Annotated in this window: 31 protein-coding genes, 1 tRNA gene and 5 pseudogenes; 29 read left to right on the plus strand and 8 right to left on the minus strand. The window is 56.1% G+C overall.

What is annotated here, in order from left to right; translation table 11 throughout:
- The first annotated feature begins 369 nt into the window (after positions 1-369).
- The 23 genes and pseudogenes from ACZ1HK_RS10805 (at position 370) to ACZ1HK_RS10915 (ending at position 16,600) form a co-directional block, all read left to right on the plus strand.
- A complete protein-coding gene (locus tag ACZ1HK_RS10805; RefSeq protein ID WP_472630821.1) occupies positions 370-849 on the plus strand; it encodes a hypothetical protein in 480 nt (159 codons plus the stop codon).
- The gene (locus ACZ1HK_RS10810) at positions 813-1,265 is read left to right on the plus strand and encodes a hypothetical protein (protein ID WP_472628724.1); all 453 of its coding nucleotides are present in this window, start codon (positions 813-815) and stop codon (positions 1,263-1,265) included. The genes ACZ1HK_RS10805 and ACZ1HK_RS10810 overlap by 37 nt, the downstream gene beginning before the upstream one ends.
- The gene (locus ACZ1HK_RS10815) at positions 1,162-1,476 is read left to right on the plus strand and encodes a UDP binding domain-containing protein (RefSeq protein ID WP_472628725.1); all 315 of its coding nucleotides are present in this window, start codon (positions 1,162-1,164) and stop codon (positions 1,474-1,476) included. Before ACZ1HK_RS10810 ends, ACZ1HK_RS10815 begins: the two co-directional genes overlap by 104 nt.
- A gap of 12 nt (positions 1,477-1,488) precedes the next feature.
- Positions 1,489-3,015: a Gfo/Idh/MocA family oxidoreductase gene (locus tag ACZ1HK_RS10820; RefSeq protein ID WP_472628726.1), complete on the plus strand. Its 1,527-nt coding sequence runs from the start codon at positions 1,489-1,491 to the stop codon at positions 3,013-3,015.
- Positions 3,015-3,281 carry a DegT/DnrJ/EryC1/StrS family aminotransferase gene (locus ACZ1HK_RS10825; RefSeq protein ID WP_472628727.1) on the plus strand — a complete coding sequence of 89 codons (267 nt, stop codon included), beginning with the start codon at positions 3,015-3,017 and terminating at the stop codon, positions 3,279-3,281. Before ACZ1HK_RS10820 ends, ACZ1HK_RS10825 begins: the two co-directional genes overlap by 1 nt.
- Entirely contained in the window at positions 3,238-4,125 is an 888-nt protein-coding gene (locus ACZ1HK_RS10830; protein WP_472628728.1) for a DegT/DnrJ/EryC1/StrS family aminotransferase, read from the plus strand. Before ACZ1HK_RS10825 ends, ACZ1HK_RS10830 begins: the two co-directional genes overlap by 44 nt.
- Before the next feature lie 161 nt (positions 4,126-4,286).
- Positions 4,287-5,158 (plus strand): annotated as a pseudogene (gene wecB / locus ACZ1HK_RS10835) (non-hydrolyzing UDP-N-acetylglucosamine 2-epimerase); the annotation flags it as partial.
- Positions 5,159-5,319: 161 nt separating this feature from the next.
- Positions 5,320-6,183: a class I SAM-dependent methyltransferase gene (locus tag ACZ1HK_RS10840; protein ID WP_472628729.1), complete on the plus strand. Its 864-nt coding sequence runs from the start codon at positions 5,320-5,322 to the stop codon at positions 6,181-6,183.
- Positions 6,180-7,046, plus strand: coding sequence for a sulfotransferase family protein (locus ACZ1HK_RS10845; RefSeq protein ID WP_472628730.1), 867 nt, complete (start codon positions 6,180-6,182; stop codon positions 7,044-7,046). Before ACZ1HK_RS10840 ends, ACZ1HK_RS10845 begins: the two co-directional genes overlap by 4 nt.
- A gap of 2 nt (positions 7,047-7,048) precedes the next feature.
- The gene (locus ACZ1HK_RS10850) at positions 7,049-7,663 is read left to right on the plus strand and encodes an aldo/keto reductase (protein ID WP_472630822.1); all 615 of its coding nucleotides are present in this window, start codon (positions 7,049-7,051) and stop codon (positions 7,661-7,663) included.
- 67 nt (positions 7,664-7,730) lie between these two features.
- Positions 7,731-7,988: pseudogene (locus tag ACZ1HK_RS10855) on the plus strand (aldo/keto reductase); the annotation flags it as partial.
- Complete coding sequence (locus ACZ1HK_RS10860) at positions 7,978-8,508, plus strand: sugar transferase (protein WP_472628731.1); 531 nt, start codon at positions 7,978-7,980, stop codon at positions 8,506-8,508. The pseudogene ACZ1HK_RS10855 and the gene ACZ1HK_RS10860, both read left to right, overlap by 11 nt.
- A complete protein-coding gene (locus tag ACZ1HK_RS10865) occupies positions 8,489-8,716 on the plus strand; it encodes a hypothetical protein (protein WP_472628732.1) in 228 nt (75 codons plus the stop codon). Before ACZ1HK_RS10860 ends, ACZ1HK_RS10865 begins: the two co-directional genes overlap by 20 nt.
- An 84-nt stretch (positions 8,717-8,800) precedes the next feature.
- A pseudogene (locus ACZ1HK_RS10870) lies at positions 8,801-9,304 on the plus strand (glycosyltransferase); the annotation flags it as partial.
- Between the two features lie 124 nt (positions 9,305-9,428).
- Positions 9,429-10,016 (plus strand): glycosyltransferase, encoded by a 588-nt coding sequence (locus tag ACZ1HK_RS10875; RefSeq protein WP_472628733.1) that lies wholly within the window; start codon positions 9,429-9,431, stop codon positions 10,014-10,016.
- A 63-nt stretch (positions 10,017-10,079) separates the two neighbouring features.
- Positions 10,080-10,937 carry a class I SAM-dependent methyltransferase gene (locus tag ACZ1HK_RS10880; RefSeq protein WP_472628734.1) on the plus strand — a complete coding sequence of 286 codons (858 nt, stop codon included), beginning with the start codon at positions 10,080-10,082 and terminating at the stop codon, positions 10,935-10,937.
- Positions 10,938-10,961: 24 nt separating this feature from the next.
- Positions 10,962-11,996: a thiamine pyrophosphate-dependent dehydrogenase E1 component subunit alpha gene (locus tag ACZ1HK_RS10885; protein WP_472628735.1), complete on the plus strand. Its 1,035-nt coding sequence runs from the start codon at positions 10,962-10,964 to the stop codon at positions 11,994-11,996.
- A gap of 15 nt (positions 11,997-12,011) precedes the next feature.
- Complete coding sequence (locus tag ACZ1HK_RS10890) at positions 12,012-12,995, plus strand: alpha-ketoacid dehydrogenase subunit beta (RefSeq protein ID WP_472628736.1); 984 nt, start codon at positions 12,012-12,014, stop codon at positions 12,993-12,995.
- On the plus strand, positions 12,985-13,782 hold the full coding sequence (locus tag ACZ1HK_RS10895; protein WP_472628737.1) for a hypothetical protein: 798 nt from the start codon (positions 12,985-12,987) through the stop codon (positions 13,780-13,782). Before ACZ1HK_RS10890 ends, ACZ1HK_RS10895 begins: the two co-directional genes overlap by 11 nt.
- Positions 13,754-14,326, plus strand: coding sequence for a hypothetical protein (locus ACZ1HK_RS10900; RefSeq protein ID WP_472628738.1), 573 nt, complete (start codon positions 13,754-13,756; stop codon positions 14,324-14,326). Before ACZ1HK_RS10895 ends, ACZ1HK_RS10900 begins: the two co-directional genes overlap by 29 nt.
- A gap of 242 nt (positions 14,327-14,568) precedes the next feature.
- A complete protein-coding gene (locus tag ACZ1HK_RS10905; protein WP_472628739.1) occupies positions 14,569-15,294 on the plus strand; it encodes a glycosyltransferase in 726 nt (241 codons plus the stop codon).
- A 221-nt stretch (positions 15,295-15,515) separates the two neighbouring features.
- Positions 15,516-15,896: a hypothetical protein gene (locus tag ACZ1HK_RS10910; RefSeq protein WP_472628740.1), complete on the plus strand. Its 381-nt coding sequence runs from the start codon at positions 15,516-15,518 to the stop codon at positions 15,894-15,896.
- Positions 15,897-16,219: 323 nt separating this feature from the next.
- A complete protein-coding gene (locus tag ACZ1HK_RS10915) occupies positions 16,220-16,600 on the plus strand; it encodes a hypothetical protein (RefSeq protein WP_472628741.1) in 381 nt (126 codons plus the stop codon).
- A gap of 183 nt (positions 16,601-16,783) precedes the next feature.
- Here ACZ1HK_RS10915 and ACZ1HK_RS10920 read toward each other — a convergent pair whose 3' ends face one another.
- From ACZ1HK_RS10920 to ACZ1HK_RS10945, 6 genes and pseudogenes are all read right to left on the minus strand, one after another.
- On the minus strand, positions 16,784-17,131 hold the full coding sequence (locus ACZ1HK_RS10920; RefSeq protein ID WP_472630925.1) for a hypothetical protein: 348 nt from the start codon (positions 17,129-17,131) through the stop codon (positions 16,784-16,786).
- A complete protein-coding gene (locus ACZ1HK_RS10925; RefSeq protein ID WP_472628742.1) occupies positions 17,106-17,831 on the minus strand; it encodes a polysaccharide deacetylase family protein in 726 nt (241 codons plus the stop codon). Before ACZ1HK_RS10925 ends, ACZ1HK_RS10920 begins: the two co-directional genes overlap by 26 nt.
- Before the next feature lie 209 nt (positions 17,832-18,040).
- Positions 18,041-18,117: transfer RNA gene (locus ACZ1HK_RS10930), tRNA-Arg, on the minus strand.
- Positions 18,118-18,163: 46 nt separating this feature from the next.
- On the minus strand, positions 18,164-19,549 hold the full coding sequence (locus ACZ1HK_RS10935) for a sensor histidine kinase (protein ID WP_472628743.1): 1,386 nt from the start codon (positions 19,547-19,549) through the stop codon (positions 18,164-18,166).
- A gap of 48 nt (positions 19,550-19,597) precedes the next feature.
- Positions 19,598-21,015, minus strand: a pseudogene (locus ACZ1HK_RS10940) (dihydrolipoyl dehydrogenase family protein).
- A gap of 3 nt (positions 21,016-21,018) precedes the next feature.
- Positions 21,019-21,753, minus strand: a complete 735-nt coding sequence (locus ACZ1HK_RS10945; RefSeq protein WP_472628744.1) for a TVP38/TMEM64 family protein — start codon at positions 21,751-21,753, stop codon at positions 21,019-21,021.
- Positions 21,754-21,903: 150 nt separating this feature from the next.
- Here ACZ1HK_RS10945 and ACZ1HK_RS10950 point away from each other — a divergent pair, with 150 nt between their 5' ends.
- The 4 genes from ACZ1HK_RS10950 to yidD all read left to right on the plus strand — a co-directional run bounded on the left by ACZ1HK_RS10950 (position 21,904) and on the right by yidD (position 23,302).
- Positions 21,904-22,431 carry a 2-thiouracil desulfurase family protein gene (locus tag ACZ1HK_RS10950; RefSeq protein ID WP_472628745.1) on the plus strand — a complete coding sequence of 176 codons (528 nt, stop codon included), beginning with the start codon at positions 21,904-21,906 and terminating at the stop codon, positions 22,429-22,431.
- 121 nt (positions 22,432-22,552) lie between these two features.
- Positions 22,553-22,690 carry a 50S ribosomal protein L34 gene (rpmH, locus tag ACZ1HK_RS10955; RefSeq protein ID WP_152448371.1) on the plus strand — a complete coding sequence of 46 codons (138 nt, stop codon included), beginning with the start codon at positions 22,553-22,555 and terminating at the stop codon, positions 22,688-22,690.
- A gap of 10 nt (positions 22,691-22,700) precedes the next feature.
- The gene (gene rnpA / locus ACZ1HK_RS10960) at positions 22,701-23,084 is read left to right on the plus strand and encodes a ribonuclease P protein component (protein WP_472628746.1); all 384 of its coding nucleotides are present in this window, start codon (positions 22,701-22,703) and stop codon (positions 23,082-23,084) included.
- A complete protein-coding gene (gene yidD / locus ACZ1HK_RS10965; protein WP_472628747.1) occupies positions 23,081-23,302 on the plus strand; it encodes a membrane protein insertion efficiency factor YidD in 222 nt (73 codons plus the stop codon). Before rnpA ends, yidD begins: the two co-directional genes overlap by 4 nt.
- 8 nt (positions 23,303-23,310) lie before the next feature.
- On the opposite strand, the gene ACZ1HK_RS10970 is transcribed toward yidD, so the two are convergent.
- Both ACZ1HK_RS10970 and ACZ1HK_RS10975 read right to left on the minus strand, forming a co-directional pair.
- Complete coding sequence (locus ACZ1HK_RS10970) at positions 23,311-24,117, minus strand: alpha/beta fold hydrolase (protein ID WP_472628748.1); 807 nt, start codon at positions 24,115-24,117, stop codon at positions 23,311-23,313.
- Between the two features lie 155 nt (positions 24,118-24,272).
- Complete coding sequence (locus ACZ1HK_RS10975; RefSeq protein ID WP_472628749.1) at positions 24,273-24,800, minus strand: DUF3833 domain-containing protein; 528 nt, start codon at positions 24,798-24,800, stop codon at positions 24,273-24,275.
- 76 nt (positions 24,801-24,876) lie between these two features.
- Here ACZ1HK_RS10975 and ttcA point away from each other — a divergent pair, with 76 nt between their 5' ends.
- Both ttcA and ACZ1HK_RS10985 read left to right on the plus strand, forming a co-directional pair.
- The gene (gene ttcA, locus ACZ1HK_RS10980; protein WP_472628750.1) at positions 24,877-25,740 is read left to right on the plus strand and encodes a tRNA 2-thiocytidine(32) synthetase TtcA; all 864 of its coding nucleotides are present in this window, start codon (positions 24,877-24,879) and stop codon (positions 25,738-25,740) included.
- Positions 25,741-26,045: 305 nt separating this feature from the next.
- A pseudogene (locus tag ACZ1HK_RS10985) lies at positions 26,046-26,171 on the plus strand (hypothetical protein); the annotation flags it as partial.
- Position 26,172: the final 1 nt, after the last annotated feature.

Consider the following 26,172-nt stretch of genomic DNA (forward strand, 5'->3'; position numbering starts at 1 on the left):
TTGTGCTGATTATTCGTTCCAAAGGGCAGGGCTTTGTCGGCGACACCCCACGCCTGCCTCACCGGCGGCACTTACAGAATCGGATCGAGGCCTTTAAACGGAGGGGCCGCCCGGCGGTGCGAGGCAATGACCGCCGAACAGGAAGTCCAAGGAAAATGACGGCAACTTCACGCCTAGAGAATTTTGTAAAGCGAGTCGGATCACGTGACGCGATCGTAGGTATTCTGGGGCTCGGTTACGTCGGAATTCCTTTGGCGCTATCGGCATCGAATGCTGGCTTAAAGGTCATCGGTTTTGATGTCTTAGCTGAACGGGTCGATCGGCCTGAACCACGGCGAAAGCCCAATCAAACACATCGCAAACGAAGAAATCGCGGGGCTTCTTCACGCACGCTTCGAGGCAACATCCGACTTTCGGCGTGCCAGTGAATGTGACGTATTGATCATTTGCGTTCCCACTCCGTTGAGCGCTCATCGGGAGCCTGACCTCAGTTTCGTCACCGCAACAATGGACAGTATCGCGATGCACCTTCGGGCCGGGCAACTGCTCAGTCTCGAAAGCACCACATGGCCGGGCACTACGGAGGAAGTCTTGCTCCCGTATGTTGAGCGCGCGGGTCTAAATGTTGGGGAAGACTTTTTCCTTGCCTATTCTCCGGAACGCGAAGACCCAGGAAACGCGCAATTCAACACGCAGACCATTCCGAAGGTAGCTGGTGGCCATACACCGGCTTGCCTTGAAGCAGCCGTTGCTTTCTACGGGACCTTTATCGACACGATTGTGCCAGTCGAAGCTCAACAGCTGCGTCTGAAATGGTCAAACTTCTCGAAAACATCCACCGCTCCGTGAACATTGGACTGGTCAACGAAATGAAGATCGTGGCCGATCGTATGGGCCTCGACATCTTTGAGGTCATCGATGCCGCTAAGACGAAGCCTTTTGGATTCACGGCGTACTACCCTGGCCCAGGGATCGGAGGGCATTGTATCCCGATCGACCCTTTTTATCTGACATGGAAGGCCAGAGAGCACGGCGTCCACACCCGATTCATTGAGTTAGCCGGCGAGATCAACGCAAGCATGCCGCAATATGTTGTCGACAAGACGGCGCGCGCACTGAACGAACAGGGCAAATCGCTAAACGGAGCCTCAAATCCTGGCGTTGGGTATCGCCTACAAGCGCGACGTCGACGACATGCGCGAAAGCCCATCTGTATTCGTGATGGAGATGCTGCGCGATTGGGGTGCTGTCATCAGCTATTCTGATCCGAACGTTCCCGTTTTCCCTGAAATGCGCGAACACAAGTTCGACCTGTCCTCTGTTGATCTGACCCCTGAGACCCTCAGGCGCTTCGATGCTGTGATTTTGCTGACGGATCACACCGAATTCGACTACGATCTGATCAAGGAAAACGCGTCGATCCTAGTCGACACTCGCGGTAAGTTTCGCGGTGACGACACAATCGTTCGCGCCTGAGGAGGCCGCGCCATGACTAAAACCTACGCCTTGATCGGTGCAGCGGGATACATTGCGCCACGCCACTTGAAGGCGATCAAGGAAACGGGCGGGGACTTGTCCGTTGCCTATGACGTTAACGATAGCGTTGGCATTTTGGACAGCCACTTCCCCAAGGCGGCATTTTTCACCGAATTCGAGCGATTTGACGCCCATGTTGCGAACCTGAACAAGGCCAAAGCAGGGATCGACTATGTCGCGATCTGTTCGCCGAACTACTTGCACAAGTCGCACTCGTCCTTTGCGCTGAGGGCCGGTGCCGATGCAATTTGCGAAAAGCCGTTGGTGTTGAACCCAACAGACATCGACGATCTGCAGTCATTGGAGGGCGACACAGGTCGGAAGGTTTTCTCCATCCTTCAATTGCGCCTGCACCCGGCTATAATTGCACTTCGCGATAAGGTCGCAAACGGACCAAAGGACAAGATCTACGAGGTTGACTTGGGCTACTTCACATCGCGTGGCGCTTGGTACCACGCATCGTGGAAGGGCTTTGACGAGAAGTCCGGTGGGATCGCCACAAATATTGGTGTGCATTTCTACGACATGCTCGGCTTTGTGTTTGGCGATGTTCGGTCAAGCATTGTCCATCACCGCGGCACCGACGCCGCGGCGGGTTTCATCGAATTGGAGCGCGCAAGGGTTCGCTGGGTTCTTTCCATCAATCGTGATCACTTGCCCGACCACACCCCTGCCGGTCAAACAACGCACCGTTCCATCACTGTAGAAGGTGAGGAGATCGAGTTTTCAGGTGGCTTCACTGACCTTCACACATCAAGCTATCAAAATGTGCTGGATGGGCAGGGCTACGGATTGGATGTCGTCCGCCCGTCAATCGAGCCTGGTCAGCACGATCCGCACGTCTCCGATCGAATTGCGCCGCGGCGAACAGCATCCAGACATCGCGAAGGTTTTGGCCGCATGATCGATCCGTCCGCCTTCGTCCACGAAAGCGCCTTTGTTGATGAAGGCTGCGAAATTGGCGCAGGCAGCAAGATTTGGCACTTCGTTCATGTCTTGCCGGGGACACGCATTGGCCGAAACTGCGTTTTGGGACAAAATGTAATGGCCGGGCCTGACGTCGACATCGGCGATGGATGCAAAGTGCAAAACAATGTTGCGCTTTATAAGGGTGTTACATTGGAAGAGGATGTGTTTTGCGGCCCGTCCTGCGTGTTCACGAATGTCCTGACGCCGCGCGCGAATGTGGAGCGAAAGAATGAATTTGCGCCGACACTTGTGAAAAGAGGCGCCACGATCGGCGCCAACGCAACAATCGTCTGCGGAAATACGCTGGGGGCATATTGTACGGTCGCGGCCGGTGCCGTGGTCACAAAGGATGTCCCCGACTTTGCTCTAGTTGCTGGTGTGCCAGCGAAACGCATTGGCTGGGTTTCGCGCACTGGCGACGTCTTGGGCGATGACCTGATTTGCCCTCGGTCCGGAGAGCGGTATGAACTGACGGGAAGCACCCTCGAACTGATCGTTGGCACATCCTGATGCAATTCATCGACCTCGCTGCACAACGCGACCGGATACGGGAACGGATAGACGCGCGCATCAAGGCCGTTCTTGACCATGGCAAATTCATTTTGGGCCCCGAGGTGCGTGAGCTTGAAGACGCGCTCGCGACCTTTTGTGGCGCCACGCATTGCATCGCCTGCGCGAACGGCACGGACGCCTTGCTACTGGCACTAATCGCATTGGATGTCGGAGACGGCGATGCGGTTTTTCGTGCCTTCTTTTACGTTCGCGGCAACCGCTGAAGTTATCCCTGGTCTAGGTGCGACACCGGTTTTCGTCGACATTGATCCCGTCACGTTTAACATGGACGCCGCCAGTCTCTTGCGGGCGATTGACCATGTTAAGCATCTCGGGCTGCGTCCAGCGGTAGTCATTCCGGTCGACTTGTTTGGCCTTCCCGCAGACTACGACATCCTTTGCGAAATTGCGGCCGAAAATGGGTTGAAGATCTTGGCGGACAGCGCCCAAGCTTTTGGTGGGACTGTCCGTGGCAAGAAGACAGGCCAATTGGGCGACATAACGACAACGTCCTTTTTCCCAGCAAAACCATTGGGTTGCTACGGGGACGGCGGCGCGCTTTTTACGGATAATGCCGAACTCGCAGCGGTTTTGGACTCGCTGCGTGTGCATGGCAAAGGGACCGAGAAATACGACAATGTCCGCATCGGGATGAACTCGAGGTTGGATACGATCCAAGCAGCCATTCTGCTTGAAAAGCTGGCAATCTTTGAAGACGAGATCGAAGCACGCCAAGCCGTTGCAGAACGATATACTGCGCGGCTTGGGAACCGTTACGCCACTCCAATTGTGCCGCAAGGATACCGCTCGGTATGGGCGCAATACACGCTTCGCGCCCAAAGCCGCACAGAACGTGATGCTATCCTAGAGCATCTGAAATCGCAAAACATACCTGCGGTCGTTTATTATCCGCGGCCATTGCACACTCAATCGGCTTATGCTGATTTTCCGCGTGACCCAAATGGGTTAGTCGCAAGTGAAGATGCCGCCGCCACTGTCTTTAGCCTTCCTATGCACCCCTACCTGGACGCCGAAACGCAGGATAAAGTATGCGATGCCCTTCTTTAGTGCGCCCAAAATGGTGAAGGCAATCGATCCGGAAAACAAATTTCGGCGTGTATACTTTCGTGCCTTCAGAGTTGAGGTGAACACCTAAGATGAAGGTCATAACTGTTCTGGGCGCGCGCCCGCAATTCATCAAGGCGTCCGTTGTTTCGCAGGCGTTTCAAATGGCTGGAGATGTGGAAGAGTCGATCCTGCACACTGGTCAGCATTTTGACTCCAACATGTCCGATGTTTTCTTCTCAGAATTAGGTATTCCCGCGCCGCGTTGGTATTTGGGGATCGCTTCGCTTTCGCACGGCGCGATGACGGGTCGACAATTGGAAAAGATCGAGGAGGTTCTGATAGCGGAACGTCCAGATCTGGTTCTTGTTTATGGCGACACCAACTCCACGCTTGCCGGTGCGCTTGCCGCCGCGAAACTTCATATACCGGTAGCGCATGTCGAGGCGGGTTTGCGCTCTTGAACCGGCAGATGCCGGAAGAGATCAACCGGGTCATGACCGATCATGTGTCGACGTTGCTGTTCCCACCAAATGAGGAAGCACAGGAAAACCTTGAAGCAGAAGGCATTGAACAGGGTGTGCATCAGGTCGGGGATGTTATGTTGGACTGCGCTCGAAAAATGTGGGCCAAGGCAGAACAGACGACGGACATCGTAGAAAGACTAGGCCTGTCGGAGGGTGCTTTTTCGCTATGCACTGCCCACCGTCAGGAAAACACGGATGATCCAACCAGACTTAAAGCGATTTTCACTTCACTGCGGACCCTGGCAGAAAATGAACCCGTGGTTTTGCCGATGCATCCACGCACGGAAAACGTGCTCCGAACACGCGGTGTCTACGAAGAGTTCACCAAAGGCCTAACCGTTGTCGAGCCCTTGGGCTTCTTGGACATAACTGCGCTGATCAAGACCGCACGACTGGTTCTGACCGACAGCGGCGGGCTGCAGAAAGAAGCTTACTTCCACCATACCCCAGTTTTGATCTTGCGAGACGAGACTGAATGGACCGACCTCGTCAATCTGGGATGGGCGCGCATCGCGCCGCCCGTTGACGCAGGTGCTATCCTTGAGCCTGCTGACGAATTGGCAAGACAACCGCGCAACTCCGTTGCCACCCCTTTGGCGATGGGCATGCTTCCGAGAAAATCGTGGAGCACATTCGTACTCTTGGCGCGTCTGCCTGAAGGATACCCGGAATGCCGACCACGCCGAAAGATCCAACTGCGCTGCCCCCAAAATGGGGGAGCGTGGAATGGTTTCAGATCAAATTTCAAACACAAGATCAGTCTTCAGGCGCTTCATACTTTGGGCATTCTGCAAGCGCCTACCAAACCATGCGCCACGAAGAGTTGGTTGCGCTGTGCCAGGAGAAACTCGGCTTCGAACCACTCCACATTGTCGACTACGGATGTGCCACAGGAGATCTGACCGCCCGTTTTTCCGCAGCTTGGCCACAGGCCAACACCCGCGGGTATGATTTTGTGCCAGAATTGGTCAAAGCTGCTGCGGACGCAAACGAAGGCATTGAGTTTCGCGTTGGCGGATTGCCTGACGTCGAAAGGGTTGCCGGTGACAGGACCTTCGTAGTCTTGTCGGAAGTCCTATATTACCTCGACGAACAGGCGCAGGCCCAGTGCCTGGAGCGTCTTGTTGCCTCGGCTGAAGGTGAACTTGCGGTGGTTTTCACCAGTGTCGTGGGGGCAAAGTATTTCACCCCAGACTCCGCGACTGAGCTTTTCAAGCGGGCTGGGTTTGAAGTTGAAATCCACATAACCTCTTTGCCACGCTACAAGAAACTTATCGGCGCTGCCTCAGCCTATGAGGGCCTTCTGGCAAAAGTCAGTTCCGGCACCTACGGCGAACGACGCTCCGAACGACTGGCCACGGCGTTATGGAAAGTCCCACCATTGCGTTGGTTGATGGTGGCATTTCGAAGCGGGACGCGGATGGTTTGCCGGTCGAAACGGTTACTCCAGATGGCGAAGCGTTTCGAAGACACTGGCACGAACCGTCAGCGTGCGCCCAGTAATCTGGTTCTAATCGGACACCTGAACCGATGAGCAAAGACAGGGTCGGACCAGATTTTATTGGAATAGGTACGCGGCGATCTGCCAGCACGCACATGCACCAACTGTTGAATGCTCACCCACAGATCGAAAAACCGGAAGTAGGCTTGCACGCCTTTTCGTCTCCCGAGATGGACGGCTCAGGGGTTTATAGGGACGCGTTCCCAAGCTCAAGGGTTGGAGGAGTTCGCGTCGATATATCTGTTTCATACCTCTACCCGGAAAACACAAAGGATGTTGCTTTGGCGATTGGACGCAACTTTCCTGATGTTCGTCTATTCGCAACCCTCCGCGACCCGGTCGCACGCGCGTTCTCGGACTACATGCGATCTATAATGCTGAAAGAAATCGACAGTTCGCTTGGCTTCATTCAGGCGTGTGAGCGACACCCGGAATTTATTGAACGGTCTCGCTATATCCGCTTGTTTGAGCCGTACTGGGATGTTTTCGGCAAGGACGCGATCAAGCTCTTCTTCTATGAGACAATGCGTAAGGATAGAACGGCTTATTGCAATGACATCGCCGGGTATTTCGGGATAGCTCCAGGCCCGTTGCTGGAGCCGATCAAGGGCGAGACCGGTCACGCACATGCCGTGCGACACCAAGGGCTTCAGCGTTTTGTGTTGGGGAGCAAGCAAGCGCTCCGCGCCGGTGCGCGTGCGATTGGAATGGAAAAATCGTGGAACTCCGTCACCAGAACGTTGCAGCCTGCATACCAGAAAATCCTACGTTTGAACGGACGCGAGGTATCGATGACTGCAGTGGAGCGCAAATACGCGACTGACAAGCTAGGGTCTGACACCAAGGACTTTATGAAGGCCGTGCCAATGCCAAACGACGTGAGGTGGCAGGTTTGAGCATGTTCGATCCAGGGAATGGTCTGGGCTTTGGATGCGATCCGTTGGGTGGTCACAACTGGGGCGTAGTCGACCCGAATGAGATCATGGCCGCGATACCATTGGCGCTTGATGAAGGCGTTCGGCTTTTCGATACGGCCGATTGCTACGGAAATGGGCTTTCCGAAGAGCGTTTGGGACGCGCCCTGGGCGCGCGCCGCAGTGAAGCCACCATTGCTACGAAGTTTGGGGTGCGTGTCGGTGCTGACGGCAAGGTACGGATTGAAAATGACCCGGCATGGATTCGTAAGGCAATTGACGGGTCGTTGCGCAGACTTGGGGTCGAACTTGTCGACATCTATCAACTGCATTGGTGGGACAAAGTCACACCAATTTCGGATATTTTCGGGACATTGGAAGACTTGAGGCGTGAAGGAAAAATTCGTGCCTACGGTGCTACGAATGTTGAGGCTGACGTACTCTTACCAGGGCTAGAGGAAGCAGACGTACCTGCATTTGTCAGCTATTCTTGCGAATACAGTCTCGCGCATGCTGTCCGTCGCGCCGAAATAGATCGTATTTGCGCGACGGGACATACAGCCTTTTTGTCGTGGGGTTCGCTTGGGGAGGCATCCTGAGCGGGAAATACACGTCCTCTGACCAGCTTGACGAGACCGATCGCCGGTTAAAACGAAGCCTGACAGTCATTTCCACGGAAGCAAACTGGAACGGAATCTTGCCATTGTCCGTGCAATCGGCGAAGTGGCGGCCGAACTGGGTAATGGTGTCACGCATGTTCACGTGGCGCTTGCGTGGATCAGGGCAAGCCTTGGCTACGGCCTTTGTCTGGCCGGCATCAAATCGCGCACTCAACTTCTCGAGCTTCTTCCAGCCTTCAGCCTAACGCTATCAGACGCGCAAACGGCAAAGCTAAGCGCCCTAACCGAGGGAAGTGCGACGTGAGGCGATTGGTCGATTTCATCCTGGCTGCGTTTGCCTCGGCTTTGACCTTACCCCTTGTGCTGTTCGCTCTTCTCAGGATCTACCTTGCAGACCCCGGCAACCCCTTTTCCTTTCCCAACGGGTCGGGAAAGATGGAATAGCATTCACGCTGTTCAAGGTCCGAACAATGGTCACGGATGCATCTGCTTCAAAGGTCGATACGACAGTAAGCGGTGACACGCGTTTGCTGCCTGCGGGACAGCGTATCCGTGACTACAAAATCGATGAGTTGCCCCAATTTTGGAACGTTTTGGTCGGCACAATGAACTTGGTAGGGCCCCGCCCCAATGTACGCCGAGAGGTCGATCTCTACACCGAGGCCGAGCGGAAAATCTTGTCGGTGAAACCCGGGATCACGGACTTTTCGTCGCTGATTTTCTCGGATCTTGGAGAACGGCTTGCCGGCTACGATGACCCCAACATTGCCTATAACCAGGCTGATCCGCCCGTGGAAGGGTCGCTTGGGCGTTTTCTACGTTGAAAATCGAACTTTTGGCATGGATATATCCCTGCTGTTCTTGACCTTCGTTGCCGTTTTCAAGCGCCAGCGCGCTCTTGACGGAGTTGCACGGTTGCTGCAGCGGCACGGCGCAGATGAGAGCCTGGTTGCACTGGCAAACGGGCAAGTGGAATTGACCCCATTGCCACCGTTTGGTGGAGATTCCATCGTCGAAAGCCGTGGAGTTTGAATTGAGGGTGTGGGTCGTCAAATATGGTGAGACCATCCCCTTCTTTTCTGGTCGACAAGACAGTCGCCTGTTTCGGTCGGTGCCGTTGCAAAGGAATTCGCGACCCGGGGGCACGATGTGACGTGGTGGACTGGAAACTTTGAACATCAGACAAAGGCTTTTCTCACGTCGATGGATCGCAAGGAAATCGCGGCACCCCACGATGTCGAATATGAAGGGGCCCGGTTGACCTTACATTTGGTCAACTCCCCTGGATACCAAAAGAATGTTTCGTTTGCGCGCTTTAGGGACCACAGGATCTTCCGGCACAACCTCTCAGAAGCAATGAAACGTGCACAAGTGCCGGACGTCATTGTTGTCAGCTTCCCACTCCCTGAGATTGCCGCAGACTGTGTGAAATACGCCAAGCAGCACGACATCCCATGCATCGTAGATGTCCGCGACCTTTGGCCCGATGTGATCGAATACAGGGTGAAGGGCCGCGTGCGTCTGTTCCCTAGTGCCGTTTTCAGCGGATTTCGCAAGCGCGTGGCCAGAACACTTCGCGACACCGATGCTGTCTTCGCTCTTTCCCCAAAATACCTTGAATGGGCAGCCGCCACTGCCAACCAAGCAAGCATAGCTGAGCAAGAGAACCGGATCTTTCCGCTAACCTCAGAAAAGGCCAACGCCCTGCCAGACGACGTTGCGGCGATCCAAGCCGAAGAATGGCGTGCTCGCGGGTTGGACACCTCACGACGCATATTTTGTTGGGCGGGTTCGCTCAGGCTCGCAGAAAACCCACATCGCCTTACTGGATGCCATCGATGCTTTGCCGCAGCCTGTGAAAGACAAAGTCCAGTTCGTGATCTGCGGCCGAGGCGATCTTGAAGCCAGGATAGGATTGATGGCGTCCGAAGGGTCGCACGTGCTCTATCCCGGCTTCGTCTCCAAGCGGGAGCTCGACGCCCTCTATGCTGCCAGCGACGTAGGCTTGTTGTGCTATGATGACGAAGTGTTCTTCAACGGAAACTACATAAACAAGTTTGTGGAATACCTCGCAAATGGCCTTCCCGTTTTGGCGACGCTGAGCGGTCATCTACGTGAGCGTTTTGGCGACGAGCCGTTCTTTTTCCCAGTTGATGGAACCAATTCAACTGGCATCAAGAAGGCACTTGTGCAGATGGCCGACACTCCTCTGACCTCGGAAGCGAAAGATCGCGCACGACAGGTCCACGCGGAGGTTTTTGACTCGTCTTTGGTCATCCCTGCCTATTGCGATGCCGTTGAGGACCTGACACACCAATACGCCAGAGGTTAATGCAAAGAGTGCGACAAGAACCTCCGGTACGATGCGCGCACCTCCAGGAGAGATATGATGCTAATGGATATCGCTGAACTCCGCGCTTTTGCGGAACAGCTGGACGGACGCAAGCATGGTGAATTCGTGCCGAGCGAAGAACGCAAACGTCTTGAGGCGGAGTTTCACGACAAAAACATCGTGAGCCTGAAAGAAGCTCAGCAAAGCGATGCAGTGGATACGTACGAAGCAGTCTACTCGAACCGGAAATACTACCGCGCCGTTGAGGGCAGCTACGAGTATGCTGAAGAATGGATCAGGCAGAATATGCCGGGCAAGGTTGTGCTGGATTATTGCTGCGGGATAGGCGGAAGCTCCATCAAAGCCGCACAAGCTGGCGCGTCCCTTGTGATCGGCATTGATGTTTCAGGGTTCTCTCTTGATCGCGCGGAAGAGAGAGCGCGGGAGGCCGGTGTTGCCGACAAATGTGTATTTGTGCAAGGCGATGCGGAAAATACAGGGCTTCCGGAGGAATGCATTGATCGCGTGATCTGCAATGGGGTTCTTCATCACCTCGACGTCACCCACGCGTTCCCCGAGATTCAACGCGTTTTGAAGCCTGGCGGGCGCGTTTTTGCAATCGAGGCGCTCGACTACAACCCTGCCATCAAGCTTTATAGAATGCGCACTCCTCAAATTCGAACGGAATGGGAGAAAGCCCACATCTTGTCGCTCAGTGATTTGCGCCTTGCGCGAAATTACTTTGAGTCGGCCGAAGTCAAATACTGGCACATTACCGGCATCCTCGGTCCACATTTGCCAGGCGGCTTCCAGCGGGTCTTGAATGGTTTGGACCGAGTACTTGAGCGCATCCCACTGGTTCAACTAATGGCATGGATCTTCACCTTTCAGGCTCGTCAAACCGATGCGAGCCGGTGGTAGCAGCGGACCACAGGATCAAAGCCAATGACCCTCGACCTCGGCACACTCGCCGACCCCGCCTACCACACCGAGGCGCTCGACCTCCGCAATCATGCGACCGACGCCTTACTGGCCCAATTGCGCAAGATGATACTGATCCGCCGTGCCGAGGAAACGATTGCTGATCTTGCACTTAGTGGCGAGGCCAAGTGCCCGTGCCACCTTTGTATTGGGCAAGAAGCCGCAGCGGTCGGTGTGGCTTCGGCTCTGGGCCCTTCTGACAGGCTCTATGGCGGGCACCGGTCGCACAGCCAATTTCTGGCAATGGGTGGGTCAGCCAAAGCTCTACTCGCAGAAGTTCTCGGTAAAGAAGAGGGTTGCTCAAACGGCATGGGCGGATCGATGCATCTTGTGGCAGAGGAGCATGGGTTCGGTGGATGCGTCCCGATCGTTGCTGGGACTGTCCCAATTGCCGTTGGGGCTGCTCTGGCATTCAAGCAACGCAAGACAAGGGATGTTGCTGTCGCCTTTTTTGGCGATGGTGCCTGCGAAGAAGGCGTGGTGCAGGAGTCGCTTAATCTTGCGTCCTCCATGGAATTGCCTGTTTTGTTCGTCGTCGAGAACAACCTGTTTGCAAGCCACCTCGACATCCACCTCCGCCAGGCAGGCAACCGCACGGCCCGCTTCGCGGAGGCGAACGACATCCCCGCGCATGTTGTTGACGGCAACGATTGCGTTGCTGTCTACGAAGCTGCTGCAGTGCTCGTCGAGCGCGCCCGAGCCGGAGGGGGGCCAGGGTTTTTGGAGGCGGTCACATATCGTTGGCGCGGACATGTCGGTCCTGACGAAAACACGGATGTCGGTTTGCGCAGGTCTGCCGAAGAAATACGCGCGTGGAAGGCCCGCGATCCAATCGCACGCCTAGAAATGTCGTTAGTCACAGAAAGACAGGTTGGTTCCGACAACGTTGCAGCGCTGCGCGAAAGCGTTGAGGAAGAAATAGGTGATGCGCTTTCGGCAGCACGCGCCGCGACCTATCCACAAGAACAAGTCCTTTTGGATTTCGTGTATTCGCGCTGAGTGGGAGGCAAAGCATTGGCAAAAACCACCTACGGCGAAGCGATCCGGCTAGGGTTCGAATATCTTCTTTCCAACCATGACGATGTCGTAGCAATCGGTCAGGGTGTCTGGAGCCCATGGTATGTCGGCTCGTCAATGACAGACCTGGACAAGAAGTTCGGCCGGGATCGCATCATCGACACGCCGGTTTCGGAATGGGCAACAACCTCAGCCGCTGTCGGAGCAAGCCTCAATGGGTTGAAGCCCATCGTCATCCACCCGCGTGTAGATTTCATGATCCTCGCCTCCGACAGCCTGGTGAACCAGGCTGCAAAATGGCGTCATATGCTGGGGGGCAAAAACGGCCCCGGCGTTACCGTTCGTGGAATCGTCAATCGCGGTGGCGAGCAGGACGCCCAACATTCGCAAGCGCTCCATTCCTGGTATGCACATATCCCCGGCTTACGGGTTGTGATGCCCGCCACCGTTCGAGATGCCCGCGATCTGTTGATTGCGGCCACCCTATCTCCGGACCCTGTCCTCTACATTGACGACCGCTGGCTCTACGATCTTTCGGATGAGGTGCCAGAACCGGCGGACGTAGAACTTAGAGATATCGGCAATCAGGTTCTAAGAGTGGGCTCCGACATTACTTTGGCCGGCGCGTCCTGGACGACAGCTTTGGCTTTGGAGGCTGCAGACCTCCTCGAAAAGCGCGGCGTTTCCGCAGAAGTCGTCGATCATCGCATACTCAATCCATTCGATCCTACGGCGCTTGTGCAAAGTACGAAAAAAACCGGCCGGCTCTTGGCAATAGATGGATCATGGGCGACTTGCGGCCTTTCGTCCGAAATACTCGCGCGCGCAGCTGAAGGGTGCGATCCCGGCGATTTCCTGGTCACCCCGCGACGAATTTGTTTGCCAGACGCACCGGCGCCGTCCAGCCGTGCACTTGAAAGACTGTATTACCCTACTGCTGAGATGTTAGTAGAAGCCGCAACCGACATGTGTGACGGTTGAGATGCGACTTCGGGTATCAACCCTGCTTTCCGTACTGGGCGCCGCACTTCTTTTTGGCGCTGTCGTAGTCTCTTTTCAGGTTTTTGTATCAACAACGTACGCTTACCTTGGCTTTCGCCCAACAAGCCAAGCAATTTCATATCTGTTTCATATTCCGGTTTTTATGGCTCTGATTTTAGGCATAAATCAGTTACGGTCTGAAAGTATTAGACTTCTTTTGACAATCCAGATAATCGTTCCTGCTTTGGGTGTATTCTTACTACATGCGAATGGCGTTGCTTCAACGAGAACCTTTCTGATGGTTATTGGCGCAATTACACTTGTATGCTTGTTTGCATTGCCACTTCAGAGAATCCAGTACTCCATCCGCTTGGTCAAAAGTGAAACATCTTTGGTTTTGGTCGGAGTATCTGCGATTTTGGTTTACCTTGCTTTGCTGATCCAGCAAAGAGGTGTCGGAAACATCGTTTTATCTTTCAGCGAAGTTTACGAATATCGTGCCGTTGCGTCAGGCTCATATGCCGTGTCGCTGCTGCGCAGTGTGGCTCTGACCTTTGTGGCGCTTCTATTTTCCTATGCACTCCTTACGAAACGTCACTTTTTGGCGCTTTTCTGCATTGGCGCCTACATCTTGTTCTTCATCTATTCGGGGCATAAGCGATTCATATTTCTGATTCCTTTCATCTACATGGTGTATTGGGTCGTTTCCCATGGGCGTCCGCACTATTTGATCGCCATCTATCTTGCCCCGATCTCTCGTGGCGACAGCGCTCTATCTGGCGTTTGATTCCTCACAATTGCTAAATTTTGTGGCACGCAGATCAATCTTGATTCCCAGCCTTCTTACCGAATTCTATGTTCAATACTTTTCCGACTACGGAGCACTGTGGTTTGCCCACTCCAAGGTCGGTCAATTACTTGGCAGCTATGACCCCACACTCCCACCGCCTGCTCAGATGGTGGGAACAGCATTCTTCAGCCAAGGTGCAAACGCAAATGCGAACTGGATTGGCAGCAGCTTTATGAACATGGGCACGGTTGGCATTTTTATATATGCTCCATTTGTAGCACTTCTTTTCGCGCTGCCCGGCATGCTGACCCATAAGCTCAACCGTCAAATGTTCCTGATCGCTGGCGTCGTGGTTTATTCATCATTCATGCAAAACAATGACCTGGTGTCGGCGCTACTCTCGAACGGTGTGGCAATGTTTGTTATCGCATGGGGTCTATGGGGAAATATTGAAATCACAAGCTCCAGCACTGCCGACAAACCCATACCTGCGGATCCGCAGAGCACGCCGTTCAGATCGCTTGCGGCAGCGGCAGATTAGGCTATGGCCCGTATCTGCCACATAACTTGCGTGCATCCCTGGCGGGACACACGGATATTTCTCAAACAGTGTCGCTCGTTAAGTGCGCAGTCACATGAAGTGATTTTAGTCGCACTTGACCGAGCCGAACCTGTACCATCCGGCGAGTATGAAGGCGTCCGGGTCATTGGAGTTGGCCGCGAAAGGATCAGGGGCGCATCGGCCGCGCCACAAAAGGGGCGGCACGCGTCATCCGGAAAGCAGTGCGCGAAAACCCCGACATCGCGTTTTTGCATGATCCAGAGTTGATCCCTTGGATTCCTTATCTTCGCATGCATGGCATCAAGGTGGTATTCGACTCCCATGAAGATTTCGTAGCCCAGAACGCCTCTCGGGATTGGGCAAAAGGGTGGAAGCGCCTGCCGGTTTTGGGTATCGCGGCAGTCTTGCGATTGATCGTGAATGCATCCGCCAACCGAATTCTTACCGCCACAGAGACCATTGCAGAAAGCCATCCTGAGGGCCGCACTTTCGTTGTAAACAACTACCCGATTGAAGGTGAACTCGGCCCGTCTTCCAAAGAATCGAACGGGCCACAAACACCCCTTTCGGACCGTCCCGCACGCGCAATCTATGTCGGCGGAATGAACCAGATCCGTGGTCTGAGAGAGGTCATCGAGGCACTTGATCTGTGTAACGCAGTGGACGGTCTGGATCTGTTGGGTGGCTTTGGCAGCGACGCTTTTCAAGCTGAATTGGAGGCTCTGCCCGGATGGCGGAAAGTTACTTTCCACGGCCAGTGTGACCGAAGTGAAGTAGCCCGGCTGATGGAGCAGGCACGCTTCGGAATAGTCACGTTCCACCCCTTGCCCAACCACATTCACGCAAAGCCGAACAAATTATTTGAATATATGTCCGCGGGCCTGGCAGTCCTGCATTCGGACTTTCCTTGTGGCACACGATTTCTGAAGCACCCAAACGTGGTATAGCCGTTAACCCAGAACAGGCGAGCGACGTCGCGCGCGGCATGGCTGAATTGGTGGACCATCCCAAATTGAACGAGATGGGGCGTAGCGCCAGGGAAATCATCCGTACTGAGTTCAATTGGGAGGCAGAGGCAAAGGATCTTTTCCAGATCGTAGATGGGTTAATTGATGGAACGCACTAAGCGGGCACTCGCGCGCGCAAAGCCCCTCCGGATCGTCGCACCATGAAAGCCAGTCGCATCTTGAGACATGTTGGCAGCAACGCTGTCATTCAGTTGCTCAACATTGCGACAAGTCTGATTGTCATCATCTTCTTGGCATTCGATGAACTGGCTATGTTGGCGATCATCATGCTGGTCGCCGGCCCTCTAGGGCTTCTTGGCACGCTGCGACTTGAGTGGATCATCTTCAACACGCGAAGTCCAAGTGCGTCCCGCCTTACGGCTCAGGCAGGTTTGTTCACGTCACTATTGATGATGCCTGTCGCGCTTCTGCTCATGGTCGGCTTCAGTCGCCTGGGCTGGCTCAACTTTGGGTTACCGGAACCAGCGTTGATCTATCTTGGAGCTCCTTTTGCGGCAGCTTCTCGACCCATCGTCTATTGACGGCCTATCACCTGTCGCGCAGGCTCGATCCGAGCAAATGTGCGATTGCGACTGGTCCATGCCAGTACGCGCTTCTGCCTTTCCATTATCCTGTGCAGTACGCTCCAAACCGCCGAAGCCGTTTTGATTGGGGAGCTTCTGTCTGTCGCCTTGTTCATGGCACTCTGCGGCCAATTGCGTGTGTTTCGGCGGCTCTACAAAAGACAACGGACGGCCTGGACCTGGCTTTGGCGAAAGCACCGCCGAATGATGCTGAGACTCGACGCCAAGCGCAATCCTGGCCTCAATCGCTGCAAACCTTTCCCCGGTCGTAATAATCTCGCTTGTTGGCGTTGAAGCGGGGGATTACTTATACGATCCAGCGTCTTGCGGGCATTCCGGTGAAATTCGCGCTGACCACAGTCGGAGAAATCTGGCACAAGATGGTCCAACGCGGCGACCAACGTGCCGTCGCCCTGACGCATCGCCCACTTTCGATTGCGATCGGAATGCTATCGGTCTTCGTCGGCATGTTGCTGTTAGTGAATGCCGCAGTATTGCTGGCGGACTGGCTTGGCCGGACTTGGGTACACGATGAGCGGCTATCAGCCTCTCACCCAAGCGGTATTCGCGTATCAACTCTTCTTCGCCGCGACTCTTTCGGTCAACCTGTTCAACCGAGTGCTCGTGATGAAATCGGCAATCCATCTGAAGTTGATCTTTGATGTCGTTTACGTGTTGGCACCCGTGTCATTGATGATCTTGCTGCCGCAGACGTCCGAAGGTAGGGGCATTGAGACTCACGCTTTTCTATTTGTCTCTGCTGCAAACAGCGGCCTATGGCCTCTTAGCAACAATCATCTTCCGAGTTGCGACTTGGGATGTCCCGGAAGAAATTGGACGAACCACTACGCGTTAGATCGCGACACCTGCTTGAGCCTCAGTTTGACCTCACGCTTTAGACGCAATCTCACCAATCTCGCGAAAAAACTGAGGTCACGGTACTGGGGCACTTCATCTTCACCGCCGCACGCGATTTCGTACCATCCGTCAAATTTGGTTAGGGCTTCGACGCCGCCAACCGTCCAGCCACCTTCACGCAGGAAATTTAAATAGTCCCGCAGTCTTTGAACGCGCACATCGTGCTTGCGAATGCGGCTGAAATCCGGAGCAGTGTCCAGAAGGGAAAACGAGTGCATAAACAATTGCAGAACGCCCAAGCCTCTGGTTTCAAACCGTTTCGTGATGTCCTTCAATAGCCACAAAGGAGTGGAGTCTCACATCCGTCTTGAGCAGTCTGCGAGGGAGGAATGGCAGCAAATGACTTGCCACAAGGTTGTAGTAGCTAACAGGCAATTCCAGAAATTCGCCCTGACGCACCCCCATATTGTCACTCCAGGTCTCGTGACTGTTCGAATGGGAACGGTTCATACTTGAGTCGATGTAGATCCCGTTTTCCTTTAGCGCCGTCACGGTGTCTGCGTTGATAGAATATCCGCCGGAACGGTGCGCAATCACCGGCTTTTGAATCCAGTTCTCGAGCATTGCTTTCCCCTCTCTGATCAGGGCGCTTTGCTCTTCCAAGGTCAACTTCGTCATGAAGTCTTTCTCTGGTGGAAATCGAGTTCTGGATTTCTTGAAATCGTTCAATTCCTGACTGTCGCGAGGATCGTAGCGCCAGCCTGGATGAGTGTGTAATTGTACATCATGCCCACGACCAACCAAGTCCTGGCACAGCTTCTTCATTCGCGCCTCACCCCAAAGCAGGTCCTCATACACGTCGACAAAGAATGTGGCAGAGGCATCATGCGCCTCTAGGATTTCGGCGATCTGGAAGACGCCCCAATGGGATCCGTCCTCGGTCAAACCAAGGATCATCTGCTCAAACGGATTAGGCCCATGTGACGCTTCGACATCCACGCTTGCCATAACAAATGGAAGGCGTTCTTTTTTCATCTCGAAGACCGAACCTGTCCAGCGTCGCAGGAGGAAAGTGGAAGTGCCACGCCCGTATTAGATACGATAGCGGCAGTGCGCGCCACCAAAGACAACGACCCTGCAAGGAGGGACCTTCGTCGAGCCTGGATCTTTCGACAAGGACACCCAACAGCCACGTACAAACCCGAGGCTTCGCCCGAGGGTTGCATGACTGGACGGAGAAGTGATGGCGCGCTGGGGAGGATTCGAACCCCCGACCCCTTGATTCGTAGTCAAGTACTCTATCCAACTGAGCTACCAGCGCACGATGCGGTCGTTTAACCCCGGTGTCCGTGCAGCGCAAGGGCCAATCAGGAGGTCATGCCAGCCGGCAGGAAAAGCGTAAAGATCGTCCCCTCTTCGTCACTTTTCTTGAGGTCCAGCTTGCCACCGTGACCCCGGATGATCTCAGAGCAAATCGCAAGACCCAGGCCCGTACCCCCTGCCTTTTGTGCTGACGAGAATGGCTTGAACAGGTTGTCACGCGCTTTCGCCGGAAGACCGGGGCCTGTGTCGCAAATCTCGATGCACCATCCATTGTCCAGTTCGATCGCCGAGATCTTGACCTCACCCGGCATATGGGTGGCGGCAATGGCCTGTCGCGCATTACGGACAAGATTTGAGAGCACACGATGAAGTTGTTCTCCATCCGCACGAACGTGCATGTCACGCGGCACGTCGGCGGTGTAGCTTACATCGCCATCGCCCTGCGCAAGGTTGTCATTGTCCAGAACATCATCGACCAACGGCTCAAGGGGCAAGCGATCCAACTTTGGCGCCGGTTCCTCCGCGCGGCCAAAGGCCAAGGTTGCTTCGGTCAGATTGATGGCGCGGTTCAACGAATTGATCAGCTTGGGTGCAATGCGTTGAACCGTCGGGTCCGGGACCGTCTCAAGCCTGTCGGCAACAAGTGTCGCAACCGAAAGCATGTTTCGCAGGTCGTGGCTGATCTTGGCAACGGCCTCCCCCAGCTGCGCCAGACGTTCGCGTTGCCGTAAAAGGCTGGTCAACTGCGTCTGCATCCCGTTCAACGCTTCCTCGGCGTTCCGCAACTCTCTCACGGAGCCTTGGGGCTGGATGATCCGGTTGGCGTCTTCCGGCGCCTCGGCATAGCTCATCATCGAGCTTACGACCCGTTTGATTGGGTTCACCATGAGAATGCGCACCGCCACAAACAACAGCAGGGCGGTAAAGATCGAAATTGCCGCAGACAGCACCAGGATCCGTTGTCCGTAGTCGATCATCGCCATCCGCAACGGCGCGGTTTCCATGGTCACCTCAATCAGCAGGCCCGCCTCGCGCACGGGCTCCCCGATCACCCGGATGTTCTGGTCCTCAGTCTCCAGTATGCGCATGGTCGCGTCGCGGATCAGCTCCCATGCGGGTGCGTCGCGCAGGTCGAACGTGCCTGAAATCGGCTCCATCCCATCGGTAGAAAGGATCAACTGACGCACGGCATCGCGCCGCAACACGACGTTCAGGACCTCGGCATTTTCCAGAAGCTCGTATTCCAGATCGTCGTCAATCATGCCGTCCGTCGCCAGCAGCGCAAGCGAGGCGATTTGCGCCCGTTCAAGGCGCGCCAGCAGGTAATCCTCGCGGAAGCGGGCGATGGAGGGGACGAAAATGAAGACCTCCGCCAGCATCACGAAGATGATGGTGAGGATCAGAAATCGCCCTGACAGTGAGTTGGCCAATCGCCGCCCCCCGAATGGGCCCGAAGGCCCTGTTGCGTGACCGGGCGCCTAAGGACGCCCGAACCGTTGCACGAACCGCACGACCTTCTTGACCGTGTCGCTTTCGAACAGCTTGGTGAGAAATACGCGCTTGCAGCCCGTTTGTTAATCTCTCCCAGCGTTGGGTAGGGCGCAATCATGCCGGCGACGGCGCTCATCTTCATCTTGTTTGCGATGGCCATAGACCAGATCTGAATCAGATCACCCGCCTGTGGCCCAACGATTGTAGCACCCACTGGCCTGCCTTTCACAACCATGACCTTGGCAAAGCCCTTCGTCTGACCGGTCGCGATGCCGCGATCGTTGTGGTGAAATTCCGCTTTTGCCACGAAAACCTTGTCACCGTGTTGGGCTTTAGCCTGTTCTTCGGTCAAGCCAACCTGCGCCAATTCCGGCGACGTGTAGGTCGCCCAGGGAATGTGATCGGTGCGTGCTTTGGCAGGCAGGCCAAACAACATAGGGCGAATGATGACACCGGCATGATATCCCGCGACATGGGTAAACTGGTAGCCACCGGCCACATCGCCAACGGCATAGACCCGCTTGTTGGTGGACCGCAGGCCCGCATCAACCGTCACCCCGCGACGGTCATAATCCACTCCGGCCTTTTCCAGATCGAGCTTGTCGACATTCACCTGCCGACCGACCGCCACCAGAAGATGCGTGCCCTCAAAGCGCGCGCCATCCTTGGTCTCGACGGTGATGGCGCCTTCGGATCCGTTGATCTGGCTGGCCAAGGCACCCTCGAAAATCTCGATGCCCTCCGCGCGCAGGTTTTCCAGCACGATGGCGGCGGCCTCAGGGTCATCCTTGGCCATGGCCTTGTCACCTTCAAGAACGGTGACGGCGCTGCCAAGGCGGCGATGGGCTTGCGCCATTTCAAGCCCGATGGGGCCACCGCCAATGATAATCAGATGCTCGGGCCGCTCACGCAGATCGAAGATCGTCTCGTTCGTGTGGTGTGGTACATCCGCCAGCCCCGGGATCGGCGGCACGAAGGGGCGTGAGCCCGTAGCAATCACAAAGCGCCGCGCCTTGATCGTGTCATCGCCCGCCTGAACTTCGGTCTCACTTATGAAACGTCCGAATTCACGGATGACATGGACACCAAGGCCCTCGAACCGGTCCTGGCTGTCCACCGGCTCAATCTCGGCAATCACGGCATGGACGTGGTCTTTTGCAGCGGCGTAATCCGGCGCAGGGTCATGGCCCGCCACGCCAAACGCGCCTTCTGACGTTTCATGGGCCTTGTGCCCGGCAGCCAGCAGGGCCTTCGATGGAACGCAGCCGTAATTCAGGCAATCCCCGCCCATCTTGTGGCCTTCCAGCAAGACCACTTTCGCGCCCATCTGCACGGCACCAGCCGCCACAGACAAGCCGCCAGAGCCTGCGCCGATGACGCAGATGTCCGTCTCAATCGTGGCCATGGATCAAATCCCTTTTTCGCCGCGCAGAGCTTTGAGCGCAACTGGAAGTGCCGCAAGTGCACACAGGCCAAGGATTGGAAGCAAGACCTGCGGCTCGAAGATAATGCCAAGGTTCGGGGTCTCGCCCCGCGCGAAGACGTCTCCAAGACCGGCCCCGACAGAGGTATACACAATCGCACCAGGCATGATCCCGAAGAACGTGGTGATCACGTAGCGACGCACCGGGACCTCAAACAAGGCCGGCAGGACGTTTGCGACGAAAAACGGAACGGCCGGAACCAGCCGCAGCAAGAACAGCGCCGACCACTGGTTCTCATCAATGGCGTCCTTGAAGCGCTTTGCGAAGCCTTCCGAGCCCTCCAACCGCGCCCCGATCCGCGCGCCAAAGCTGGTCTGCGCGGCCAGGAAAATGGCAGTCGCCCCAACGGTCGCGCCGGTGATATTGAACAAGGCGCCCGGAAAGGTCGCAAACAAGAACCCACCCGTCAGGGTGGCGATCGTAGCGCCGGGCAGCGAGAACGCCACGATCAACGCATAAGCCAAGATGAACAGGGCCGCAGTCAGCACATAATTGGCGTCCCGAAAGGCCAGCAGCGCCTCGCGGTTATCGGCCAGGGCCTGAAAACTGAGATAGTCCCGGAAGAAATAGTAGCCGATGCCCGCACCGATCACGACAGCGATCAGCGGAGAGTAACGCCCTAGTCCTGAGTTCTGCGGGTCTGACACGCTGTCCGACATTTCCCAATTTCCTTGTCCCGTGAGTTGGACCCTAGATGCGACATCCGGCGCAAGGGCGATATCCCCCCTCACGCGCGAGTGATGCGACGTGACGCGAATGCAGGATTTCGTGACCTTGCCCGCGAAAACTCGTAACAAACGGGCAAAGTGATGTTTCAGTTCCCTGGGGGATACGTGGAAAAGGTACTGATCAGCTCCTGCCTGATGGGCGCTCGGGTCCGCTACGACGGCAAATCCAAGACGTTGGAAAACCAGCTCTTGGCCACCTGGCGCGCCGAAGGCCGCCTGATCAGCCTGTGTCCTGAAATGGCCGCTGGCCTTCCTACACCCCGCGCCCCGGCGGAGATTGCGCCAGGCACCACGGCCCAAGCTGTTCTGCGGGGGCGTGGCGCCGTCTATGACAAGGACGGCCTCGATATGACCGCTGACTTCGTAAACGGCGCAAATCTCGCGCTGGAGGTCGCTAAAGAAAACGGCTGCCGCTTTGCTCTGTTGACCGATGGCAGTCCGTCCTGCGGCTCCTCTCGCGTCTATTCCGGTGATTTCAACGGCCAGACACATCAGGGCGAAGGTGTTGTTGCGGCAAGGCTGCGGGCCGCCGGGGTGCGGGTTTTTGCTCAACATCAATTGAACGATCTCGCCCGTGCGCTGGAAGAAGCGGAAAATTCCGGGCAATAGGCGATCTGGTTTGTTGACTCCGCCCCGGCCTTTGCCTATTGGCCGGGCTTCAATGTTATACCTGCCGTTCGAGGGTCGCATCCGGCGCCCTCCGGCCAACCAGTAATTCGGAGCGAGACACATGTCCAAACGCACGTTCCAGCCGTCCAACCTCGTGCGCAAGCGTCGCCACGGGTTCCGTGCACGCATGGCCAGCAAAGCCGGCCGCAAGATCCTGAACGCCCGCCGCGCCCGCGGTCGGAAGTCGCTCAGCGCCTGATCGGCACTTCATGTCGGATTTGAAGCCTCCGCCGAGCGTCGCCTCGCCGGGGGCTTTGTCTGTTCATACCTTGCGCAATCGGCCTGATTTCTTGCGTGCAGCCTCTGCCCGCCGAATGCCGTGCCCTGCCTTTTTGCTTCAGGCCCGCGAACGCAAACCGGGTGAAGCCGAGGGCATTCGCATCGGCTACACATGCTCCAAGAAGGTCGGCAACGCCGTCGCCCGCAACCGCGCCAAGCGCCGCCTGCGCGAAATTGCGCGCGCGGTCCTGCCCGTCGAGGGGCGTGATGGCTGGGATTACGTCCTGATCGGCCGCAAGGACGCCACAGCCAACCGACCCTTCACCGAATTGCAGGCCGACCTCGTCCGGGCCTTGCAGAAGGTCCATAAATGAGCCCGCTGGCTTTCATCATATCCCTCCCCATCCGCTTCTACCGGGCGGCCATTAGCCCGTGGCTTGGCAGCAATTGCCGATACCACCCAACCTGCTCCACCTATGCGATGGAGGCCCTTCGCAAACACGGTGCGCTCAAAGGCACATGGCTTGCCACCCGCCGCATCCTGCGGTGCCATCCCTGGGGCGGCTCAGGGATCGACAACGTGCCGGACTAAGAGCCCCTTTATGGCCTCAGCACCTGATCTGGCGGCTGCGTTGACGGCAAACGCGTTGTAATTTGCGAAGCGGACCGGCCAAGCATCACCTGCGCTAAATCCTTCATCCAGACTTCATCATCAAAATACCATGTATGCGAATTCACCCGGTCCTTCTTGGGCGGCTCGGGGCGCGCCTGATACCGGTTCGAACATGCCACATCCTGCTGAGATGGCTTGGCCAGCCGCGACAGACCAACACCGCCGACCCGGGGCTCTCCGTGGATCCATGTGGCAGACAAATCGAGGACACGGTCGATCGGACTGTAGTAATTCGTCAGTCGCTCGGTATGATCGTGCACCACCTTCTCTGCATCCTCGCCCGGTCGCATCCAGCTTGCGTCAATATCCGCTGCGACAAACGCCAACTGCCCAATTTTCTGCGCAGTGGTCAGGTTCGACAATGAATTCAGGAATACATACGAGCCCATGGAATGGCACAGCACATGGACCTTGGGTTTTTTGGCCATGGATTGAATAGGCTGAATGCCGTGGGTCAAAAGCGATGCCCCGATTTTCGGAACGTCCCGCCGGTCGGCACCGTAGCCTGTCAGGCGCTCGCGATTAGGCCAGGAATAGCCAACAACCGGCCCCTCAAAGCCATTGGCTTTCAACCCTTTTCGCAGCTTTCGCAGGCGCGTCAACATGGTCGCCTGGGTCGTGTTGAACCCGTGCACAAAGATCAGAACCTCAGGCACAACCATGGCGTTGGAGAGTTTGCCTAGCCAATCCGCTTGCGAAAGGCGGTGCCCCTTGTTGCTGTTATCGCGGGGCAAGTAGACGTAATTAGTATCTGACGAGATTTTGGTGGTGAAGGTATCACTGGCAGCGTCATATTCGCGCCGGGTAAAAAGAAATTCATAATGCAGCTCCGAAATGCGAATGGAGCCTTTTACCCTATTTCTGCAATTTCCCAAAATTCTCGCGTCAATTAGTGTCGCTCAAAAGTTATGATCACTTCGCCAATCGGCACGCCAAACCGTCTCATATAGGCGCGGTTGAGAAGACGATCCTCGGTCAACAGCCACATCCAATCGTCGAAGGTCACGCGCAAGGGCTCGCGATCCGGCAGCGGCAAGTCAATCGTGTATTGCCAGTTGAACGTATCCCCGACCTCGCGTCCCGTCGCCGTTCCGATCACACCGGGCGCCGACCCCACCCAAGTGTCCGGGCTCGTCTGTGTCAGGGTCCAGATGCGCTGCTCGGTCGAGCCGTCCTCGTAGACGAAATCCTCCACCAGACGCAGGTTTTGGCCGTCCCATGTGCCGTGAATGTCCACCGTGAAACGGCGGCGCACTTCGCCAAAGACATCCTGGAACTGGCCATAGGCCGTCAAACGCCCATCAAAGAACTCCTCAAGGTTCAATTGACGGTCGCTCAACGGCTGATCCGTAAGGGAGGGTCGCCCGCAGGCTGAAAGGCCGACTAGGGCCAGAATGATCAGAATACGTTTCATCATGATCGTGCATCTAAACCGCCAAGCCGCCCCGGCAAGCCATCTTGACGCACGGCCCCGGCGCCGCATAGCTGCGCCCATGCTCGATTCAGATCACGACGATATCCATCCGCTGTTCAATGGCGCGCCCTCCACGACGGAATTCAAGAAGCTGCGAAAGCGTCTGATCCGCGACACCCGCGACGCGATTGATCGTTATGGTATGGCGCGCAAAGGCGACCGCTGGCTTGTCTGCCTGTCCGGCGGCAAGGATAGCTACACCCTTCTCGCGACCCTGACCGAGCTTCAATGGCGTGGCCTTCTGCCGGTGGACATCCTTGCCTGCAATCTTGATCAGGGTCAGCCCGGCTTCCCCGCGACTGTCCTACCTGAATTTCTGGAACGGATGGGCGTGCCCCACCGCATCGAATACCAAGACACCTATTCCATCGTCGTCGACAAAGTGCCTGCAGGCCGCACCTACTGCGCGCTGTGCTCGCGGCTCCGGCGCGGCAACCTCTATCGCATTGCGCGGGAGGAGGGATGCTCCGCCGTCGTCCTCGGCCATCACCGCGACGATATTCTGGAGACGTTTTTCCTGAATCTCTTTCACGGCGGAAAGCTGGCGACCATGCCGCCCAAGCTGGTCAACGATGAGGGCGATCTGATGGTGCTGCGCCCACTCGCCCATGTGGCCGAAGCCGATTGTGAGACGTTCGCGCGCGCCATGAACTACCCAATCATTCCCTGCGATCTCTGCGGGTCGCAAGACGGCCTTCAGAGGCAACAAATCAAAGGCATGCTTGATGAATGGGAGGCACGCAGCCCCGGGCGTCGCGGCAAGATGTTCTCTGCCCTCATGAGCGCCCGGCCCTCACATCTTCTGGACCCGGAATTGTTCGATTTTTCGACACTTTTTCCAAGAAATACCGCCGCTGACACAGGCTCCGCCGAAGGCGATTAACGTGCTGTAAACCCTGTATGCGCTAACCCGAAGGCCACCAACTTCAGCGGGCGTTATTTATGAGCGATACAAGACCGGGCACAAGGCAACACATCAGCCTTTTGGCAAACTCGGCGTTGGGCCGGCTCGAAGTATTGGCGCTCTTCCCGATATTGGTTCTGGCGGCGGAATTCCTTGGGTTTCAGAATGTCGCATTGGTCACTGCACTCGGCTTGTCGGGTTTGCTGGCGGTGTCCGTTTTGCTGCCGCAGCGTGCAAGGCCTGGCGTGGTCACGTCCGGGCCGCAACTTGGCAAAGCTTCAATGATGGATGCCCTATCGCAGATCGCACAAAACGAAAGCCGCGATACCGTCTGCTTGATTTTGCAAATCGATGATTGGTCCAATCTTGTTGACACTTGGGGGCATGATTCCTCGCAATTCGTCGCCCAAC

The sequence above is a fragment of the Gymnodinialimonas sp. JB5-7 genome, from assembly GCF_055693405.1.